This window comes from Luteibacter flocculans (genome assembly GCF_023612255.1).
In the GTDB taxonomy this organism is placed as follows: domain Bacteria; phylum Pseudomonadota; class Gammaproteobacteria; order Xanthomonadales; family Rhodanobacteraceae; genus Luteibacter; species Luteibacter flocculans.
In genome coordinates, this window is sequence record NZ_CP063231.1 from 2,648,526 (window position 1) to 2,667,538 (window position 19,013).

Genomic DNA, 19,013 nt, shown 5'->3' on the forward strand with positions numbered 1-19,013 from the left:
GGGGATTCAGGCCTGCAGCGCGGCATCGAGTTCGGCAGGCGTACCGATCGCCTTCGCCTCGATGGACTTGTCGATACGCTTGATGAGGCCAGCGAGCACCTTGCCCGGGCCGCACTCGAGCGCCTGGGTGATGCCGTCGGCAGCGAGCACTTGCACGCATTCCGTCCAGCGAACCGGCAGGTAGAGCTGACGCTGCAAGGCACCACGAATCGCATCCACCGAGTCGTGCACCTTGGCGTCGGCATTCTGCACGACGGGAATCGTCGGCAGGCGCCAGGCAATGGCGGCCATGCGCTCACCGAGCGCATCCGCGGCATCACGCATCAGCATGGAATGAGAGGGCACGGACACGGCCAGCTTCACGGCCTTCTTCACACCGAGCTCGGCGAGGCGCGCGAGCGCGCGATCCACCGCTTCGGCATGACCGGCGATAACCAACTGACCAGGTGAGTTGTAGTTGGCAGGCGCCACGACCTGGCCTTGCGCAACCTCTTCGCAGACCTGGGCGATCTGCGCATCGTCGCCGCCGAGGATGGCGGCCATGGCGCCGACGCCAGGAGGCACGGCCGCCTGCATGAGGCGCCCACGCTCGGCACCCAGTCCGGCGGCATCCTTCAGCGACAGGGCGCCAGCAGCGACCAGCGCGCTGTATTCGCCAAGACTATGGCCCGACAACCGGGCCGGAACGCGACCGCCCTGCTTCGTCCACACGCGCCAGACGGCCACGCTCGCCGCCAACAGGGCGGGCTGCGTGTTTTCCGTGCTGTTGAGCGTTTCCTCGGGCCCGTTCTGGCTGATGTCCCACAGATCGATACCCGCCCCTTCCGAGGCTTCGTCGAAGGTAGCGCGCACCTCCGAATGGACGGCAGCCAGTTCGGCGAGCATCCCGACGGACTGCGAACCCTGACCGGGAAAAACGAAGGCAAGCGAGGCGCTGGTTGAGGTCATGCGTGGCGATTCCGGTACTTCAAACCGCGCATGGTGCCAGCAAGCCGGGGGCTAATGCACCATTCGCAGGCGTGTGGTGCCGGGGATGCTGGGTGATTCCGATGGTGCCGGGGGTACAAGCGGTGTCAGGTGTACGCGTGGTGGCAGGTGTACCCGTGGTGTCAGGTGTACCCGTGGTGTCAGGTGTATCGGTGGTGTCAGGTGTATCGGTGGTGGGAGCCAGCCTGCTGGCGATGGGTGCTCGCGGCAAGCACCCATCGCCAGCAGGCTGGCTCCCATCCGACAAGGCAATCAGTAGCGCGGCGGAGCAACTGTGGGAGCCGCTATGGCGGCGAGGGGAATTCACCTTGCCGCTTCACTGCTCCGCGGGCTTCTCGCCGCTATAGCGGCTCCCACCGTGTCGGTACTTTTCGCCGCTATAGCAGCTCCAACATTTTAATTAGTAGCGCAGCAGCGCCGAGGCCCAGGTGAAACCGCCGCCGAAGGCTTCCAGCAACAGGTTCTGCCCGCGCTGGACCTTGCCCGAACGCACGGCATAGTCGAGCGCCAGCGGCACCGAGCCGGACGAGGTGTTGGCGTGTTTGTCCACCGTGACGATCACCCGATCCATCGACATGTTCAGCCGCTTGGCCGTTGCCTCGATGATGCGCAGATTCGCCTGATGCGGAATCAGCCAGTCGATCTGGTCTTCCGTCATGCCGGCGTCTTCGAGCGTTTCGCCCACCAGCGCATCGAGCGTCTTCACCGCGACCTTGAATACTTCTCGGCCGAGCATGCTGATGCGCACGCCGTGGTTGGGGGCGTCGGAGAAGCCCACCGACACACCCACCGGATTGAACAACAGATGCTTGAAGCCACCATCGGCACGCATGCGCGTGGTGTAGATGCCGGGTTCGTCGGAGGCTTCGAGCACGACGGCACCGGCGCCGTCACCGAACAGAACGCAGCTCTCGCGCTCGGTCCAGTCGACCATGCGCGTAAGCGTCTCGGCACCGATCACCAGCGCCTTTTTCGACTGGCCGCTTCGCATGAACGCATTGGCGACACCTAGCGCGTAGACGAAGCCCGAGCAGGCGGCGTTGACGTCGAAGGCCGCGCAGCCGTTGGCACCCAGGCGGTGCTGCACGAGACAGGCGGTGGACGGAAAAATGAGATCGGGCGTGGTCGTGCCAAGCACGATGAGGTCGATGTCGGTCGCTTTGACACCCGCCGCTTCCAGCGCGCGCTGCGCGGCGAGAAACGCGAGATCGCCAGTGGTTTCACCTTCCGCCGCGATGTGGCGCTCGGTGATACCCGTGCGGGTACGGATCCATTCGTCGCTGGTTTCGACGATCTTTTCGAGGTCGGCGTTCGTCAGCACTTTCTCGGGAAGCGCGCTGCCGGTGCCGATGATGCGGGCGTATTTCAGAACCGTATCCCCATGCAAGGGAGGATTCACCCGGACGGCATGAACCGGCCCGGGGCCGTAACCATGGGAAGCCACAAACGCAAAGCGGCGCGTTACCGCGCCGCCTGCGTCGTGATCATCCCTATGGGAGGGAGATCAGTCTTCGACTTCGACCGCACCGCGGGTGTCGATGACCTTCTTGCCACGGTAGAAGCCGTCCTTCGTCACGTGGTGACGCAGGTGGACTTCGCCGCTCGTCGGGTCGGTCGACAGCTGCACGGTCTTCAGCGCATCGTGCGAACGACGCATGCCGCGGGTGGACGGGGTCTTGCGGCTCTTGGCAACGGCCATGACAAATCTCCAGCGAAATTACTTTATGAGTCCGCGGAGTGCCGCGAACGGGTTTTCAGACTTTTCCTGCGAGGTGGTGTCTTCCTCGTCGGATCCTTTCACGTCGTCGGGCAACTCGTAGTCCGGATTGACCGGAACCAGGGGCAGCGCCAACAGCAGTTCATCCTCGATCGTCGCGACCGGATCGAGCTTGCCGTCCTGTTCGACCAGCAAGGCTTCGTACCCGGGAGGCAGCGACGCTTCTTCGCTTTCCTCGACGATCAATCCGAGACGGGCATCGACTTCCACCGGCATCTGGAAGGGTTCGAGCGAACGCTGGCAAATCAGCGTCAGGTCGGCCTTCGCGCGCACGGCGACATAGGCAATACCGAATTCGTCGCGACCGAAATCCAGAGCGTAGGTTACGTCACCTTCGGTGGACGCAATCACCTCGCCCAGGCGCGAGAACGCCGACACGGGGAGCTGACCCTGGAACGAACGCCGCGCACGAACCTCGCGCCAAGCGTCCACGGACGATGGCAAAGTCACGGACATAATCGGGAAATGGTAGGCATCAACACCCTTGAAGTCAACCGGTTAGGCATGTGAAGGCACCGATGCGGTCATTTTGCGTGGAGCGCCGACTTTCGGGCAGACTCGCAGGCACAGGGCCGGGGTGCGGCGACCTGCCCACGACGGAGAAGAGGCCAGGTGTTTTCCTTTGCATATTATGGGCTTGCCGCGGTGGCTTGCATAGCCGTCGTGTTGTGCACGTGGCTGCTCCGCCACCAGCGGTCGCGGCGACGCCACGGGGCGCTGCAGGATCTCATGGACAACGCCGATCGGCTCGAGACCGATCTCAAGGATTGCCGTGACCGCCTGCAGCGGGCCCACGCCGTCATGTCGGTCAGCCCCGACCTTCCCGCCACAGGTGAGGTGGAGGCCCAGCAGGCCGTCGATTCGGGATTGCGCGCCCTGCTCCAGCAGCGGCTCTGGATTCGCGACCGCGCGCCTGACGCCAGCCAGCGCGAGTTGGACGAAGCAGTGGACGCCCTGGTCCGCGCGCGGCATCAGCTCGAACCCCGGTTGCGCGCGCTGGACGACGCCCAGGCCGCGCTGGACACCGCCGTACGCGAACACATCCACAAGGAATTCTGACCGTGTCACCGCAGGCCACCATCATTCTCGCTTCCACGTCGCATTACCGGGCCGCCCTGCTCCGCCGCCTGCTCGAGCACTTCGAACAGGCGGCGCCCGGCACCGACGAGTTCGCTATCGAGGGCGAGGCACCGGCGGTGCGGGCCGCGCGGCTTGCCGAAGCGAAGGCACGTGCGGTCGCGGCAACGCGACCCGGCGCCGTGGTGATCGGTTCCGACCAGGTCGCCGATCTTGAGGGCACGGTGCTCGACAAGCCCGTGACCGTGCATGCGGCGCACAAGCAGCTCGCCGCCAGTTCCGGGCGCGAGGTGGTCTTTCATACGGCGGTCTGTGTGGTCGATCTGCGTGGCGACGCAACGACGCATGTGGACGAGACGCGGGTGCGCTTCCGCGAGCTTTCCACCGAAGACATCGCGCGCTATGTGGAACGCGAACGCCCGCTGGACTGCGCGGGCAGCTTCAAGTGCGAAGGTCTCGGCATCGCGCTGTTCGAGCGGATCGACAACGAAGACCCGACGGCGTTGATCGGGCTTCCGCTCATCGCTACGGCCCGCCTGCTGCGCCAGGCGGGCGTCGTGCTGCCCTGAGCCTCAGCGCGCACCTGCGTCCAGGGCCTGGATGGTGCGATAGGCGTTCGTCCAGACCACGCAATCATCCGGATTCCCCATCGGGCCACGGCGGCTTCTGGCAGTTGCCTCGTAAAGCGCAAAACGGCGACGCCCATCGAAAGCCTCAACGCGCGCGAGCGGTTGGCTCACGACCACGCGCACGCAGACCGAACCCAGCCATGCCTTGACCTCACGCTCGCGCAGCGCGGTCTCGTCCACAACCAGCAGCACGCGCTGGCCTGCATGCGTCGCGAGCCCCGCTTCGTCGAGCCCCCACGCCGCGAGCTGCGCGGCGCGACCATGTTTCACGTTCAAGGGACTGTCGAGCGAATACACGACGCGCGAACCACCGAGTTCGAAGCGCAGTTCCGCCGCGAGCATGAAGTTGTCGGCAACGAGGATGTCCTCGGGTCCGGCTGCCATCCGTACCGCCGACGCGCTTTCGCGCCAGCCCGTGAAAAGAGACGGGAAAGCCTTCAGGTCGCTGAGTACGGTCGCGCCGTGCGCGGATGCGGCGAGCCCGAGATAGACGAAACCGGTCGCGAGGCCTACCCCGGCCAACGCGAAACCGCCATGAACGATGCGCCGCCACGTAGGGGCCGCATCGCGCAGCAGAGGCGGCAGGATCGCGCAGAGCAGCACGTAGCCCGGCAGCGGCCAGTGTGCGCGGAAACGGATGTCGTCGGCGAACAGCCCAAGCGCGAAATAGCCCACGACGAATGTGCCGGCGATGGCAGCCACTGCATCGAATGGCGGCTGCGACCTCGCGCGCCATGCGCGCCAGAGCGCCCACAGCAGCACGCCCCAGGCGATCGGCGTGCAGGCGATGGCCTGTTCAAGCGGCTGCACGAGCGCGTCCGCATGAAATTGCCACGGGTTCCGCTCCACGAGTTGGAACGCCACGCCGGCGCCACCGGCGGAGACGTTGTAGAGCACGATGGGCAGCAAGCCGAGCGCAGCGATACCCATTGCCAGCCAGAGCCCCGGCCGCCGCCATTGCAGACGTCCGCGAGGCATGACGAGCAGGAATACGAGACCGGCCAGCATCGGCATCGCCGCGCGGTAATGCGTGGCCCACGCGACAGCGAGACCCGTGCCCAGCAGCGCCCAATCGCGCAGGCGATCGCGGTCCAGCGCCGCAAGCAGTCCCTGCGTGGCGAGCAGAATCGCGAAGGTCAGCGGCACGTCGGGCAGCGCCAGCACGCCGAGGCTGCCGACGAGCGGCAGGAGCGACGCGAACGTCGCCGCCTGCCAGCGTTCGACCTCGCCACCGTAGCGCCTGGCGATGGCACCGACTTGCCACGGGATCAGTGCACCGATGAGCAGGAACGGCAGGCGCATGGCGAGCAGGCCGTGGCCGAAGCATCGCTCGGACAACGCGATCAGCCATGCGGTGAGCGGCGGAAGATCGCTATAGCCCCATGCGGGCGAAAGGCTCTCCTGCCAATAGAACGCCTCGTCACCGAAAGGCGACAACGTGCGAGCTATCACGAGCTTGATCGCGAGGGACACCACGAACACGCCGAAGAAGACGCCTCGCCAGGATCGCGCAGGCACGGCTACACTCGAACGCTCACTCATCGGCAGGCCAGGGGGCAGGTGCATCGATCATGTCTGCGACGAATCCACTCCACGATGAAATGCTCCGGCATCGCCTCGATGCAGCGCTTGCCCAGGTCAACGGTGTACTGCTGGGCAAGCCGCGCCAGGTGAAACTGGCCTTTACCTGCCTCATCGCAGGCGGACACCTCCTCCTGGAGGATGTACCGGGCGTGGGCAAGACCACCCTCGCCCACGCGCTGGCCGCCACCTTCGATCTCGAGTTCCAGCGCATTCAGTTCACCAGTGACCTGCTGCCATCGGACATTATCGGGGTCAGCGTGTACGAGCGCGAGACCGGGGAGTTCCGCTTCCATCCCGGCCCGATCTTCACCAGCCTGCTCCTCGCCGACGAGATCAACCGCGCCACACCGAAGTCGCAAAGCGCCCTGCTTGAAGCCATGGCCGAAGGCCAGACCACCGTGGACGGGGTCACGCGCGCATTGCCCAAGCCGTTCTTCGTCGTCGCCACGCAGAACCCGCTGGATCTTGCCGGCACGTTTCCCCTGCCCGACTCGCAGCTCGATCGCTTCATGCTCCGGCTGAGCCTCGACTACCCCGATCCCGCGGCCGAACGCGCGCTGCTGACCGGCGAGGATCGCCGCGCCATGATGGCGACGCTCACGCCTCGGCTCGACATTGCAGCCATCGACCAGTTGCATGCCGCGGCCCAGGCCGTTCGCACGAGCGGTGCCCTGCTCGACTATCTGCAAGCGCTGCTCGCCGCCAGCCGCAAGCACGGCGAGGTGCGCGTCGGCTTGTCGCCGCGCGCCGGCCTTGCGCTGCTCAGTGCATCGCGTGCGTGGGCCCTGCTCAGCGGTCGCGATTACGTCATTCCGGAAGACCTGCAAACGGTGTTCGTTCCTGCGGCCGCGCATCGCCTGGTACCCGCGCGCGGCAGCCAGCGCGAGGCGATCGCGCGGGCGATCCTCGCCGAGACGCCGGTGCCCTGATGTGGGCGCAGGCAACGCGGCTCATCGCTTGGGCGGAGCGGCGACTGCCTTCGTTGACGCGCCTGCGCCAGCGCGAGCCGCTGCCGATCCATCTGCACCGGCGGCGCATATACATCGTGCCGACCGGTTTCGGCGTGGGCTTCTCGGTGCTGCTGGCGGTCATGCTGGTGGGCTCGTTGAACTACGCGAACAACGCGGCCCTGATGCTCACCTGCCAGTTGGGTGCCGCCACGGCGGGCAGCATGCTCGTGGCGTTTCGCGTGCTCAACGGACTCACCATCGGCGGCCTGCGCGCCGGTACCGCGCGCGCTGGCGAACCGATCCACGTAGCGCTCGACGTGAGCGCCAGCCAGCGCGAGCGCATGGCGGTGCGGCTCGACGTCGGCGAGCGCGAGCATGTGTTCGTCGTTCCTGCTGGCGGCACCGTCACGGTGGAGTTCGATCTGCCCACCGACTTTCGCGGCTGGCTGCCGCTGCCGCGCATGCGTCTGCACAGCCGCTGGCCACTGGGCCTGTTCCGCACGTGGAGCTGGCTGCACCCGGACCGCGCCGTGCTCGTCTATCCGCGTCCCGAAGCCTTCGGGCCGGATCCGTTCGAACCGCAGGGGGATGCAGACCGCGGCCGCCCGCGCCCCGGCGACGAACTGGCCGCCCTGCGCGAATACCGTCCGGGCGATCCGCGCCGACAGATCGCCTGGAAGCTCAGCGCGCGCCATCACGGTCTGCTCGTAAAGGATCTGGAGCAACCGGCTCCGCAGGAAGATTGGCGACTCGATTGGGACGGCATGCATGGCCTGGACGACGAGTCGCGCATCGCGCGGCTCGCACGATGGATCGATGAGGCGCGAGAGACCGGTCGCCGCTGGAGCCTCCGCTTGCCCGACGGGTATTTCGACGTGGCCCAAGGCGACGAGCATTATCACCGCTGCATGACCGCGTTGGCTGTACGCCCATGACCGGCGCTCGCCCGTCCTTGCGCGATCGTCCGGATGAGGCCGTGCTGGCCCCGCGCACGTTCGACTTGCTGTGCCTCACCATGGGTTTCGTACTGCTGGTGCATGCGAGCCATCTGCCCCTCTGGCTCACGGGTGCGCTGGCGGTCGTGCTCGCGGCGCGCTGGCGCCAGCGCCGCCTCGGTCATCGCAAGCCGCCGCTCTGGATCAAGCTGCCGCTGGTCGGCTTGCTGCTCGGCGCGGTGATCGTCCAGAACGGCACGCTGTTCGGACGCGAGCCCGGCAGCGCATTCGCCGTGGGTCTGCTCGTGCTCAAGCTGCTGGAAAGCGAACATCGCCGCGATGCGCGGGTGGGTGTCGCCTTCGCCTGCTTCGCGCTCATGAGCGCACTGCTGTTCGATCAAGGCTTGGTCGCCAGCCTCTTCGTCAGCCTGGGTATCGTTCCCGCGCTGGCGACGCTGCGCTCTCTGGAAGCGGTCGATCCGCAGGCCACGTCGTGGAAGCGAGGCTTCGTGCCGGTACTGCTGGCGCTGCTCGCGGCCGTGCCGTTGTCCCTGTTCGCGTTCCTGTTCATTCCTCGGCTGAGCACGCCGCTATGGGGCACGCCACAAAGCGGCCAGGCAATGACCGGGCTGTCGAACCGCCTCTCCCCCGGCACCATGCTCGATCTCATGACCGACGACACGCCGGCCATGCGTCTGACCTTCGACGGACCGCCGCCGCCGAACGAGGCACGTTATTTCCGCGCTTATACGATGCAGTGGTTCGACGGCGAGGGCTGGAGTCCCGGCTCGCGCAGCACCCGGCGCCCGCCATCGACGGCCGACTACGGCAAGCGCGTGAGCTACCAGGCGTCGCTGGAGCCCACGCACGACCGCGTGGTGCCGATGCTCGACCTGGCGACGATGGCACCGGCCGAAACTGTACTGCGGCCGGACCACACGGTACTGGCGAACAAGCGCATCGACGAGGTGATGACCTTCTCGGCACTGGCGGCCACCAGCTACCGCTTCGAGCCCACGCTCGACGACGGCGTGCGGCGCGACAACCTGCAATTGCCCATGGGCGTCGGCTCGCGCGCCCGCGCGCTCGCCGCGTCCTGGTCGCAGCAACATGCCGGTGACCCATCGGCCGTGATCCGCGCCGCGCTTTCGATGTTTCACGGCGACTTCTCCTACACCCTCGCCCCTGCGCCGCTCGGCCGCGACCGCATCGACGACTTCCTGTTCGGCACGCGCGAAGGTTATTGCGAGCACTACGCGTCCGCCTTCACGTTCCTCATGCGCGCGGCCGGCCTGCCCGCCCGTGTGGTTACCGGCTATCAGGGCGGCTACTGGAACACTACGGGCAAATACCTGTTGGTGCGACGCTCCGACGCGCATGCATGGTCGGAGGTATGGCTCGAAGGTCGCGGATGGGTACGTTTCGATCCCACGGCAGCGGTGCGGCCGGAGCGCGTGCACCTGGGCGCCAGCGCGGCCAATGCCGGACACGGCGGCGATGAAGGTCTGTTCGACATGCCCTGGCTGCGCAACCTCCGCGACCGCTGGGACGTGGTCAACCAATGGTGGAACCGCGGCGTTATCGGCTTCGATGCACTCCGTCAGCAAGGATTGCTGCAACCGTTCGGCATCGCCCATGCCGAGGTCACCGACCTGGCGCTGGTCTTTGCGATCGGTTGTGCCTTGCTGGTGGCGGGCGCATTGGCCTGGGCGCTGTTCCAGCGGCGCGAAGGCGACGCACTGGACGCATGGATGCGTCGTCTGCAACGGAAGCTGGCCCGGACGGGCGTGGTGCGGCGCACCGGCGAAGGTCCGAAGCATTTCTTCGCCCGTGCCGCGCGCGCGCTGCCCGGACAAAGAAATGCCTTGGAAAGGTTAAGCGAGCTTTACTTGCGTTTGCGCTACGGGCATGACGAACCGCCGCCTGAACTCGTCACTGAATTCGGACGCGCAGTGAAGGAATTAAAGACGCGCGGCGTGGTCAAATGACGCATGGCTCCGGCCATGCCCGGTATCTCCAGGAGACGTGACATGTCGATGTACAAACCGCTGGCCATCGCCGCGGCGACCCTCGCACTAGGCGCCTGCGCCACCGTGCCTCAGCCGCTGCAGGGCCAGTTCAACGATGTATCCACGGCGGGCGCCCAGCAGGGCGGCGCGCCGGGCGCCAAGGTCCGCTGGGGCGGCGAGATCATCAAGACGGAGCCAGGTCCGCAGCAGACCTGCTTCTTCGTCTTGTCCGAACCGCTCGACAGCGAAGCGCGGCCAACCGCCGGCAAGACTGAAAGCCAGGGCCGCTTCGTGGCCTGCCGCGACGGCTTCTACGATCCGGAGGTCTTTACCCGGGGTCGCGAAATCACCGTGACCGGCACCCTTCGCGGCGCCGTCACGCAGAAGGTCGGCGATTTCGACTATGCCTACCCACGCGTGGAAGCAGACGTGGTCTACCTGTGGCCCAAGCGCGTACCCGTAAACCGCTACCCGCCAGGCTTCTACGACCCGTTCTGGGGCCCGGGCTGGGGTCCGTACGGTTACGGCCCGTGGGGCGACCCGTTCTGGTACCGCCCGCGTACGATCATCGTGCCGCGGCCCGTGTACCACGCGCCGCCCCCGCCCCGCGGCAAGTAGAGGGAATCCGGCACGTCGGTGCTGGCGTTCTAACAAAAGCGCCCCTCGAAAGAGGGGCGCTTTTGTTGCTCGCAACTAAACCGATTCGTTGGCCTCTCGCCGCTATAGCGGCTCCCACAACGGCTATGGCGTTGCAGGAGTCACCCATCGCCAGCGGGCTGGCTCCCACCGCCCATAGAACGGAACTCTGCTCGGTGGGAGCCAGCCTGCTGGCGATGCGAGCTTGCGTCAGTGCCGCATCGCTTCGTAGGCCGCTTGCCGGTGTAGCGGCTTTCGCAATCTCAGCCTGGAGGCCAATGCATCTGGCGGCCGGCAAGAAGGTGTACGTGGATGTGAAACACCGTCTGGCCGCCGTGATCGCGCGTGTTGATGACGGTGCGGTAACCGTCCTTTTCGAAGCCTTCTGCGCGTGCATAAGCGGCAGCGGCGAGCAGCAATTTGCCGAGGAGTTCCGCGTCATCGGGAATGGCATCGTCCAGGGTGGCGATCGGTCGCTTCGGAATGAACAATACGTGCACCGGCGCCTGCGGATTCAGGTCGCGGAAACCCAGCACCTCGGTGTCTTCGTAGACGACATCGGCGGGAATCTCGCGGCGGACGATCTTGGAAAAGATGGTGTCGGTCATCGGAGTCCTAGAGGGATTGGCGGCTGCCGAAGGCATGCGCCAGCGTGCCGCGGTCGACGAATTCCAGTTCTCCGCCCAGCGGTACGCCGTGCGCAAGACGCGTAGCGCGGATGCCGGCGGCGCGGGCGAGCTGGCCGATGTAATGCGCGGTGGCTTCGCCTTCGACGGTGGGATTGGTGGCGATGATCATTTCTTCGACGCCCCCCTCGCCCAGGCGCTCCGCCAGGAGCGGCAGGCCCAGTTCGTCGGGGCCCAGACCATCGAGCGGCGAGAGGCGGCCAAGCAGCACGAAGTAATGGCCGCGGTATCCCGTGGCCTGTTCGATCGCGGCGAGATCCGACGGCGACTCCACGACACAGAGCACGTGGCCATCGCGGCTGGCGCTGGCGCAGAGGCTGCACACCGGCGTCTCGCTGAAGTTGCGGCAGCGGGTGCAGTTGCCCACGTCGCGCATGGCGGATTCCAGCGCGGAGGCCAGACGCAGGCCACCCTGCCGCTCTCGCTCGAGCAGATGGAAGGCCATGCGCTGGGCGCTCTTCGCACCGACGCCCGGCAGGCAGCGCAGGGCGTCGATCAGTTCGCCAAGAAGGCGGGAGCCGTTACTCATGGTGAGGGCGGCGTTCCGTCAGAACGGCATCTTGAAGCCAGGCGGCAGATTGAGCCCGGCGGTAACGCCACCCAGCCGGCTACGGCTGAGTTCGGCGATCTTGTTGACGGCGTCGTTGATGGCGGCGGCGACGAGATCTTCGGCCATTTCCGGATCGTCCGCGAACGCCTGGCGATCGATATGCACCGAGCGCACTTCGTGCCCACCGGACATGGTGACCGTGACCAGACCGCCACCGGCGCTGCCGGTGATTTCCGCCTTGGCGAGTTCTTCCTGCGCGCGCTTCATTTCGTCCTGCATGCGCTGCGCCTGCTGCATGAGCTGACCGATTTGACCTTTCACGTTCCTGGCTCCACGGGTTTGATCGATTGCGGGATGACGCGCGCGTCGAATTCGCGCTTGAGCGTCTGTACGAGCGGATCGGTCTCCATCGAGGCCTCCGCATGAGCTTGCGCATCGCTGAGCGCCTGCGCGCGACGTTCCGCGGGTGTGCCGAGATTGCCGCGATCGGCAACGAAGCGGAAACGCACACGACGCCCGAGAGCGTGCGATACCTTTTCTTCCATCTGGCTGGTCAAGGGCTCCACGGCCAGATGCATGTGCGAGGGCGTGAGTGCGAGCACCATGCTCTCGCCGTCGATCTCACGCAATGAGCAGTTCTGCGCCAGCTGCCCGATGGGGCCGCGCAGGTTCGCTCGCTCGACGATATCGTGCCAATCGGGCAGGCCGTCGGCACCGATGGCAATGGGACGCTGCGGTGCCGGTGCCGGGGCGGGCGTCGGCGCAGCCACGGGCGCCGGTGCCGCTTGCGCAGGTGGTGCTCGGGGGGCCGGCGCAGCAGCCGGTGCCGGCGGTGCCGGACGAGCACGCGGCGCGGCGGACGGTGCCGGCGCGCTCTCACGCACGGTCGAGGCGCCCTGCGCCGCATCGGCGGGGCGGAACGCGTGCATGCGCAACAGCACCATCTCGAAGCCGATGCGCGCATCCGGCGCCATGGGCAGTTCGCGGCGGCCGTTGGTGGCGATCTGGTAGTACAACTGCACGTCTTCGGGGCTCAAGCGTTCGGCGAGGGACGCGAGACCTTCGTCGCTTTCCTCGCCGCGATAACCCGGTACCAGTTGGAGCAACTGGACACGGTGCAGCACGGTGGCGAGATCGTCGAGCACACCGGCAAAGTCCGGCGAGAACGAAGCGATGCGATCGGCTTCCGCCATGAGCGCCGCACCGTCGCCGGTCGCCAGTGCTTCAAGCACGCCTAGCACCTGCCCGCGCTCCACGCTACCAAGCATGGCGCGCACGTCGGCCGCGCGCAGCGCACCACCGCCATAGGCGATGGCCTGATCGAGCAGCGACAAGCCATCGCGCAGCGAGCCGTCGGCGCCGTGGGCGAGTTCACCGATGGCGTCGTCTTCGTACTCTATACCTTCGGCCGCGAGAATGTGCCGCATCTGCCCGGAGATCTGCTCGGGCAGCAGACGCTTCAGATTGAACTTGAGACAACGCGAAAGCACCGTCACCGGCAGCTTCTGCGGGTCGGTGGTCGCGAGCAGGAATTTCACGTGCGGCGGCGGTTCTTCCAGCGTCTTCAGCAGCGCATTGAACGCCGGCTTGGAGAGCATGTGCACCTCGTCGACGAGGTAGACCTTGAACCGCCCGCGCGATGGTGCGTACTGCGCGTTCTCGATCACTTCGCGCACGTCGTCCACACCGGTGTTGCTGGCCGCGTCGATCTCAAGCAGGTCGACGAAACGGCCGGCATCCACCGCCGTGCAGACCGCGCACTCGCCACACGGATCGGCCGATTCGCCACGCTCGCAATTGAGCGACTTGGCGAAGATGCGCGCGATGGTGGTCTTGCCGACGCCACGGGTGCCGGTGAACAGATAGGCATGGTGCATGCGCCCGGAGTCGAGCGCATTGGTGAGCGCTCGAACCACGTGTTCCTGGCCCACCAGCTCTGCGAACTTGCGCGGGCGCCACTTGCGTGCGAGGACCTGATAGGACATGCGTTGTACCTTGGAACGGCCAGGAAGCCCTGGCCCGTTATCGTAAGCGCCATGGCGTCCGTAAAGGTCGCCAAGGTGTCTGCGTCGCGCCGGGAAGAATGGCTCTCTGTCCAAGAGATGCGGGCATCCAGGCGGCCCTTCCAGAGGTCACCCCATCATTCGTCGCTGAGGGCCGGGTCTGTCCGCCGATTGTGCCAAGGAGCGAGGGGTCGCGAAAGCGCGCCCCGAAAAGGCGATGACCCTGCCAGCCACACCCCGGCACCCGAATCGTCCGCTACCGTTGCTTCCTTCCGGACCTGGCGGAGTTTACGGACTATCGTCGCGGGGGGACCGACAGGGTCACCATAAAACGTTGTTTACTGCTCGCTTCGCATCGCGAAAAGCAGGTTACCTAAATTGTTCACGCCGGGCGGGATTGCTCGGGCTTTCCTGCCCTCGCCCCTCCGGGGTCGGCCTGCGGCCGACCGAATTTGTTCCAGACAAATTCGTCGAACCCGCGCGGGTTCAAATCCCGCCCCCCCCACGTCGAGGCTTCGTTAAACGGAGCCGCAGCGTCGGGATGACCACAATCTTGCAACTGGCGGAGAGGGCGGGATTCGAACCCGCGATACGCTATTAACGTATACACACTTTCCAGGCGTGCTCCTTAAACCACTCGGACACCTCTCCGCACTGGTACTTCCTCTTCCCCGGCATCCTGTCCGGCAAAGAAGCGGAAGGATAACGGGACGGGCGAGGTGAAACAAGCGTCGCGACTGGCGCGAGACCGGCTTCGTCAGCCGGCGGTGGGCCGCGGAGGCTGCGGTTCCGGCAGTGCGACGCGGTCTCCCGGGCGCGCGATACGGTAACCACGCGCGACCAGTGCCTCACCGTCCTCGGCGCTGCCGTAGTGGTAAAGCGTCATGCGTTCGCGCAGCCCGGCCGGGTATTCGCGCTCCAGGTCGTCAACGCCGGTATGCGACGGATTGCCGACCAGCCCGCAATCGTGCGCGATCTGCTCCCCGTTGACGGCATGGAGGGCCAGCGCCTCGGGCACGGGACGCGTGTCGCCGGTGAAGACAAAGCTGCCGCGCAAAGCGAGGCCATAGGACGTGCCCTGCACGTGGTGCCGCGTGGGAAACACGTCGAACCAGAGGTCTTCATGCCAGAAGCCGCGCGTGCACGGCACGAGCCGGAACGCCTCCCAGTAATTGACGCCGCCTTCGGCGAGCGCGCCGGGATAGTCCGCCACCCTGCCCTGCAACCATGGCAGCAATCCCGCGTGCAAAAAGACCTTGGTGCGCCCACGCAATGCGTCGTCGAACCACAGCCGGAAGAACAGCCGCTCCATGCCGGCCACGTGATCCATGTGCGTATGCGTGATGTACAGCGCGGACGGTGGCGCGCCGTACGTGTCGGTGAAGCGGTCGAGGGTATCGGGGCCGCAATCCACCAGCAGCAGCGGGCGACCGTCACGCTCCAGCACCACGGCGGAGGAACCCAGCGCCACGGCATGCGCGGCACCGGTGCCAAGGAAACGCAGATCCCAGCTCATGCGTGCAGGCTCCGTTCGTACTGCTCCATCAGGGCCGGCCACCACTCCGCATCGAAGGTGTCGCCAGCGGCATCGCGTGCGCCGAGCTTTATCAGCGAACGCTTCAGGCGAGCCAGGTTCGCGTGGCGCCAGCGCGCCGCGGGCGTGCGCAGACGACCCCGATCGAAATCGATCAGATACAGACCGCTGTCGTTGACCAGTACGTTGTGCGCGTTGAGATCGGCATGCCACGCGCCCTCACGATGAAACCGCGCCACCAGTTCGCCGACCCGCCGCGCGAGCGCCGCATTGAACGCGCCATCGGCCAGGCGCTCGGCCAGCGTGGCGGCGTCGGGGATGCGTGCGGTGATGAGATCGGCCGAATAGCGCATGCCATGGCGCACGAAGCGCGACGCCAGGGGCGGCGGCACGGGCAAGCCACGTCGGCACAGCTCGACCAGCAGGCGGAATTCACGCGCGCTGCGGGTGCGCCGCGCGCCCGTGAACAGATAACGGTCGCCCAGCAGGCGCGCGACCATGCCGCCGCGGCGATAATGGCGAAGCACCGCCTCACCGGCTGGGGTGTCAATGATCGCCACGCCGCCACGACCACCGGGCTGCGAGCGCAAGGCATCGCGCTCGCGCCAGTACTGAGGCGAGAACCAATCGGCGTCGACTTGAGGTATACGGGCCGCGTCGAACAGAATCGTTCCGCCCGCACCCTCCTCCACTCGTTGCTCTGTCATTTGCCGGCCGCCTTCCGCGGCCACCCATCCGGTAACCCGATCGTGCCCAGTCTAACAAGCCGCCCCCTCCCGCCGGGAGATTCCAGCCTCTGCATCCTGCGCACTTCGGCCATCGGCGATGTGACCCATGTTGTTCCGCTTATCCGTACCTTGCAGGAAAAGGCGCCGGATACGCGGCTGACCTGGATCGTCGGCAAGCTCGAACGCCGCCTCGTGGGCGACCTTCCCGGCGTGGAATTCGTGACCTTCGACAAGGCCGCGGGACGTGCAGGGGTGAAGGCCGTGCGCGATGCGCTCACCGGACGCCGCTTCGACGCCCTGCTGCACATGCAGGTGGCGCTCCGCTCGAATTTGCTGAGCCTGGCGGTCAAGGCCGATCGGCGTATCGGCTACGACAAGGCGCGCTCAAAGGATCTGCACGGCCTGTTCGTCAACGAGCGCATCGAAGCGCGCAGCGGCGAGCATGTGTTGGATGCGATGGCGAGCTTCATCGAACCGCTGGGCCTGAAACAGACGGCCGTTCGCTGGGACATTCCCGTGCCCGACGAGGCGCATGCGTGGGCCGCAGAGCAATTGCCTGGCGAGACACCGACCTTGCTGGTCAGCCCGATGTCGAGCCATACCGTGCGCAACTGGCGCGTGGAGCGCTATGCGGCGGTGATCGATCACGCGATGGCGCGCGGCATGCGCGTGGCGCTGGTCGGCGGTCCTTCCGAGGGCGAACGCGCCCTTGCCGACGCGATACTCGCGGCCGTGCGCCAGAAGCCGCTGGACCTGACCGGAAAGGACACGCTCAAGCGCTTCATGGCGTTGCTGGCGCGCAGCGCCATGATCCTCACACCCGACTCCGGCCCGATGCACATGGCAAACGCGGCCGGCGTGAAGGTGCTGGGCCTGCATGCGGCGAGCAATCCGCATCGGTCCGGTCCGTACTCCGACCGCCGCTGGTGCGTGGACAAATATGACGAAGCGTCGCGCAAGTTCCTCGGCAAGCCCGCATCCGAGATTCCCTGGGGCACGAAGATCGAGAAGCCCGGCGTGATGGATCTGGTGCGGGTGGACGAGATGATCGAGCGCTTCGAAGCCTGCGCAACGCACCTCGGCCTTCATCTGGCAGGCTGAGGGACAGCGGCACCGCCACCGCGGCGCCGCTGCCGACGATCAGGCCTGCGGCGCGCGGTAATCCTGATACGACTTTTCTTCGACCAGCGTGGAGCCCAGCTTCAGGTTGATCTCGCGCTTGATCGCCGCGCGCTCGTCGTTCTCGAAGTACACCGAGCGAGCGAGCTGGATGAAGTCGTTGTCGAATTCCTGCGCCTTTTCCTTCAGGCGGATGCGGTCTTCGATGTCCCAAAGACGCTTGTTCACCGCGAGCAGCCGCGCCGTCTCGTCGGCGATATCGGTCTCGGAGGCCTTGTCGTTCTTCCAGGTGGCATCGAGCAATTCGAGCTCGTTGCGCACGTTGGCAAGCTTGGCCTCGTCCGTGATTTCCTGCAGTTTGATCTGGAGGATCGTCATCTTGTCGATGAGTTCGCCGTAGGAAACGGGGGTCTGAATGAGGCTCATGGTCGATCTCCGGTCGGTCAGGCGGCGGAGGTTACCAGCTTTGCCGTGCGGTCGGCGTCGCGTTAGGCCTCAAGCGAAATCAGGCCGAACGCGTCCAGTAGCAAGACCACGTTGAGCCCCAGCACCACCAGGGCGGCGGCGACGGCAGCGATGCTCACCGCAGGTCGGTTGCGGAACGGGCCCATCAGCTCGCTGCGACTGGTGAACCAGACCAGCGCGATCATCGGGAATGGCAACGCAATGCTCAGCGCCACCTGGCTCAGTACCAGCGCCCGCGTGGCATCTACACCCATCAGCACCACGGCAAAGCTCGGCAGCATCGTGACCGAGCGGCGCAGCCACAGGGGGATGTGGAACTCGACGAAGCCCTGCATGATCATCTGCCCCGCCATCGTGCCGACCACGGAGCTGGAAAAGCCCGAGGCGATCAGCGAAACGAGGAAGATGGTCGCGGCGGCGCCGCCCAGCAACGGCACCAGGGTCTGGTAGGCCGTCTCGATCTTCGCCACATCCGGATGGCTTCCATGAAACGCACCGGCCGCCATGACGACCATCGCCAGGTTGATGAGGCCCGCTAAGGACAGCGCGAGAATCACCTCGAGGTTGGACAGGCGGATGATGCGCTGACGCTCGTCGCGGGTCTTCGGTCGCGCGCGCCGCTCGGTCAGCCCCGAGTGCAGAAACAAGGCATGCGGCATGACCGTCGCGCCGATGATGCCGACAGCGATCGCGATGGCGGCGCTGTCCGGCAGACGAGGCACGAAGATCTGCTGACCGAGCGATGCCCAACCGACGGGCGCAATGAACAGCTCGGCGAGATACGACAAGCCCACCACGCCCACCAGCGCACCAATGGTGAGTTCGAGGCGTCGATAGCCCTTGCCTTCCAGCAGCAGCAAGGCGTACGTGACCACCGCGGTGATGCCCATGCCGACCAGCAGCGGCATATGAAAAAGCAGCGCGAGACCGATCGCCCCGCCGAGAAATTCCGCGAGGTCGGTCGCCATCGCCGCGAGTTCGCTCACCACCCACATCACGTAGACCAGCGGCCGGGGCAGATGGGCACGGCATAGCTGGGCAAGGTTGAATCCGGTGACGATGCCGAGCCGCGCAGACAGGCTCTGGAACAGCATCGCGACAAGGTTCGCGAGCACCACCACCCACAGCAAGGCGTACCCGTAGCGTGCGCCGGCCTGGATGTTCGTGGCGAAGTTGCCGGGATCGATGTATGCCACCGACACGACCATGGCGGGCCCGGCAAACGGCAGCAGACCGGCGAAGCCACGGCGGCGCCCATCGAGCACCTCGCGCATGACCGGTTCTTCGGGAAGCTCCGGGGAGACCTTCTGGAGCATGCTCACCACCCCGTGGCGGCGGGGATCG

20 protein-coding genes, 2 tRNA genes and 1 other RNA gene are annotated in these 19,013 nt (G+C 66.2%); 8 read left to right on the forward strand and 15 right to left on the reverse strand.

The features are described 5' to 3' along the window. Window positions 1-6 precede the first annotated feature (6 nt). The 4 genes from fabD to IM816_RS11230 all read right to left on the reverse strand — a co-directional run bounded on the left by fabD (window position 7) and on the right by IM816_RS11230 (window position 3,220). On the reverse strand, window positions 7-948 hold the full coding sequence (gene fabD / locus IM816_RS11215; protein ID WP_250338141.1) for an ACP S-malonyltransferase: 942 nt from the start codon (window positions 946-948) through the stop codon (window positions 7-9). A gap of 439 nt (window positions 949-1,387) precedes the next feature. Continuing rightward, window positions 1,388-2,374, reverse strand: coding sequence for a beta-ketoacyl-ACP synthase III (locus IM816_RS11220; protein WP_305884051.1), 987 nt, complete (start codon window positions 2,372-2,374; stop codon window positions 1,388-1,390). A gap of 117 nt (window positions 2,375-2,491) precedes the next feature. Beyond that, window positions 2,492-2,686, reverse strand: coding sequence for a 50S ribosomal protein L32 (gene rpmF / locus IM816_RS11225; protein WP_072321355.1), 195 nt, complete (start codon window positions 2,684-2,686; stop codon window positions 2,492-2,494). 18 nt (window positions 2,687-2,704) lie between these two features. Continuing rightward, complete coding sequence (locus IM816_RS11230; RefSeq protein ID WP_250338142.1) at window positions 2,705-3,220, reverse strand: YceD family protein; 516 nt, start codon at window positions 3,218-3,220, stop codon at window positions 2,705-2,707. A gap of 273 nt (window positions 3,221-3,493) precedes the next feature. Here IM816_RS11230 and IM816_RS11235 point away from each other — a divergent pair, with 273 nt between their 5' ends. Next, window positions 3,494-3,823 carry a hypothetical protein gene (locus IM816_RS11235; protein WP_250338143.1) on the forward strand — a complete coding sequence of 110 codons (330 nt, stop codon included), beginning with the start codon at window positions 3,494-3,496 and terminating at the stop codon, window positions 3,821-3,823. Then, window positions 3,820-4,410 (forward strand): Maf family protein, encoded by a 591-nt coding sequence (locus IM816_RS11240; RefSeq protein WP_425602642.1) that lies wholly within the window; start codon window positions 3,820-3,822, stop codon window positions 4,408-4,410. The genes IM816_RS11235 and IM816_RS11240 overlap by 4 nt, the downstream gene beginning before the upstream one ends. A gap of 3 nt (window positions 4,411-4,413) precedes the next feature. On the opposite strand, the gene IM816_RS11245 is transcribed toward IM816_RS11240, so the two are convergent. Continuing rightward, window positions 4,414-5,988 (reverse strand): ArnT family glycosyltransferase, encoded by a 1,575-nt coding sequence (locus IM816_RS11245; protein ID WP_250338145.1) that lies wholly within the window; start codon window positions 5,986-5,988, stop codon window positions 4,414-4,416. Between the two features lie 53 nt (window positions 5,989-6,041). Here IM816_RS11245 and IM816_RS11250 point away from each other — a divergent pair, with 53 nt between their 5' ends. The 4 genes from IM816_RS11250 to IM816_RS11265 are packed head-to-tail and all read left to right on the forward strand — an operon-like array spanning window position 6,042 to window position 10,566. Next, a complete protein-coding gene (locus IM816_RS11250) occupies window positions 6,042-6,983 on the forward strand; it encodes an AAA family ATPase (protein ID WP_425602575.1) in 942 nt (313 codons plus the stop codon). Beyond that, window positions 6,983-7,939 (forward strand): DUF58 domain-containing protein, encoded by a 957-nt coding sequence (locus IM816_RS11255; protein WP_250338146.1) that lies wholly within the window; start codon window positions 6,983-6,985, stop codon window positions 7,937-7,939. Before IM816_RS11250 ends, IM816_RS11255 begins: the two co-directional genes overlap by 1 nt. Then, entirely contained in the window at window positions 7,936-9,927 is a 1,992-nt protein-coding gene (locus IM816_RS11260; protein WP_250338147.1) for a transglutaminase TgpA family protein, read from the forward strand. Before IM816_RS11255 ends, IM816_RS11260 begins: the two co-directional genes overlap by 4 nt. Window positions 9,928-9,969: 42 nt before the next feature. Further along, a complete protein-coding gene (locus tag IM816_RS11265) occupies window positions 9,970-10,566 on the forward strand; it encodes a Slp family lipoprotein (protein WP_250338148.1) in 597 nt (198 codons plus the stop codon). 281 nt (window positions 10,567-10,847) lie between these two features. Here the strand turns inward: IM816_RS11265 and IM816_RS11270 are convergent, their stop codons facing one another. From IM816_RS11270 to ffs, 5 genes are all read right to left on the reverse strand, one after another. Further along, on the reverse strand, window positions 10,848-11,192 hold the full coding sequence (locus tag IM816_RS11270; protein ID WP_250338149.1) for a histidine triad nucleotide-binding protein: 345 nt from the start codon (window positions 11,190-11,192) through the stop codon (window positions 10,848-10,850). Window positions 11,193-11,199: 7 nt separating this feature from the next. Next, window positions 11,200-11,799 carry a recombination mediator RecR gene (gene recR, locus IM816_RS11275; RefSeq protein ID WP_250338150.1) on the reverse strand — a complete coding sequence of 200 codons (600 nt, stop codon included), beginning with the start codon at window positions 11,797-11,799 and terminating at the stop codon, window positions 11,200-11,202. Window positions 11,800-11,817: 18 nt separating this feature from the next. Further along, complete coding sequence (locus tag IM816_RS11280) at window positions 11,818-12,141, reverse strand: YbaB/EbfC family nucleoid-associated protein (RefSeq protein WP_072321366.1); 324 nt, start codon at window positions 12,139-12,141, stop codon at window positions 11,818-11,820. Next, window positions 12,138-13,805: a DNA polymerase III subunit gamma/tau gene (gene dnaX, locus IM816_RS11285; RefSeq protein WP_250338151.1), complete on the reverse strand. Its 1,668-nt coding sequence runs from the start codon at window positions 13,803-13,805 to the stop codon at window positions 12,138-12,140. The genes IM816_RS11280 and dnaX overlap by 4 nt, the downstream gene beginning before the upstream one ends. Before the next feature lie 239 nt (window positions 13,806-14,044). Further along, window positions 14,045-14,141: signal recognition particle sRNA small type (gene ffs, locus IM816_RS11290), an RNA gene on the reverse strand. 109 nt (window positions 14,142-14,250) lie between these two features. On the opposite strand from ffs, the gene IM816_RS11295 reads away from it, so the two are divergent. Next, window positions 14,251-14,328 (forward strand) — tRNA-Trp (locus IM816_RS11295). A 55-nt stretch (window positions 14,329-14,383) separates the two neighbouring features. On the opposite strand, the gene IM816_RS11300 is transcribed toward IM816_RS11295, so the two are convergent. From IM816_RS11300 to IM816_RS11310, 3 genes are all read right to left on the reverse strand, one after another. Further along, window positions 14,384-14,474 (reverse strand) — tRNA-Ser (locus IM816_RS11300). 106 nt (window positions 14,475-14,580) lie between these two features. Further along, the gene (locus IM816_RS11305; protein WP_250338152.1) at window positions 14,581-15,339 is read right to left on the reverse strand and encodes an MBL fold metallo-hydrolase; all 759 of its coding nucleotides are present in this window, start codon (window positions 15,337-15,339) and stop codon (window positions 14,581-14,583) included. After that, entirely contained in the window at window positions 15,336-16,064 is a 729-nt protein-coding gene (locus tag IM816_RS11310; protein WP_250338153.1) for a 3-deoxy-D-manno-octulosonic acid kinase, read from the reverse strand. The genes IM816_RS11305 and IM816_RS11310 overlap by 4 nt, the downstream gene beginning before the upstream one ends. A gap of 42 nt (window positions 16,065-16,106) precedes the next feature. Here IM816_RS11310 and IM816_RS11315 point away from each other — a divergent pair, with 42 nt between their 5' ends. After that, entirely contained in the window at window positions 16,107-17,186 is a 1,080-nt protein-coding gene (locus tag IM816_RS11315; RefSeq protein ID WP_250338154.1) for a glycosyltransferase family 9 protein, read from the forward strand. 39 nt (window positions 17,187-17,225) lie between these two features. On the opposite strand, the gene IM816_RS11320 is transcribed toward IM816_RS11315, so the two are convergent. Continuing rightward, complete coding sequence (locus IM816_RS11320; RefSeq protein WP_250338155.1) at window positions 17,226-17,630, reverse strand: DUF6165 family protein; 405 nt, start codon at window positions 17,628-17,630, stop codon at window positions 17,226-17,228. A 62-nt stretch (window positions 17,631-17,692) separates the two neighbouring features. After that, window positions 17,693-18,985, reverse strand: coding sequence for an Nramp family divalent metal transporter (locus tag IM816_RS11325; protein WP_250338156.1), 1,293 nt, complete (start codon window positions 18,983-18,985; stop codon window positions 17,693-17,695). Between the last annotated feature and the right edge of the window lie 28 nt (window positions 18,986-19,013).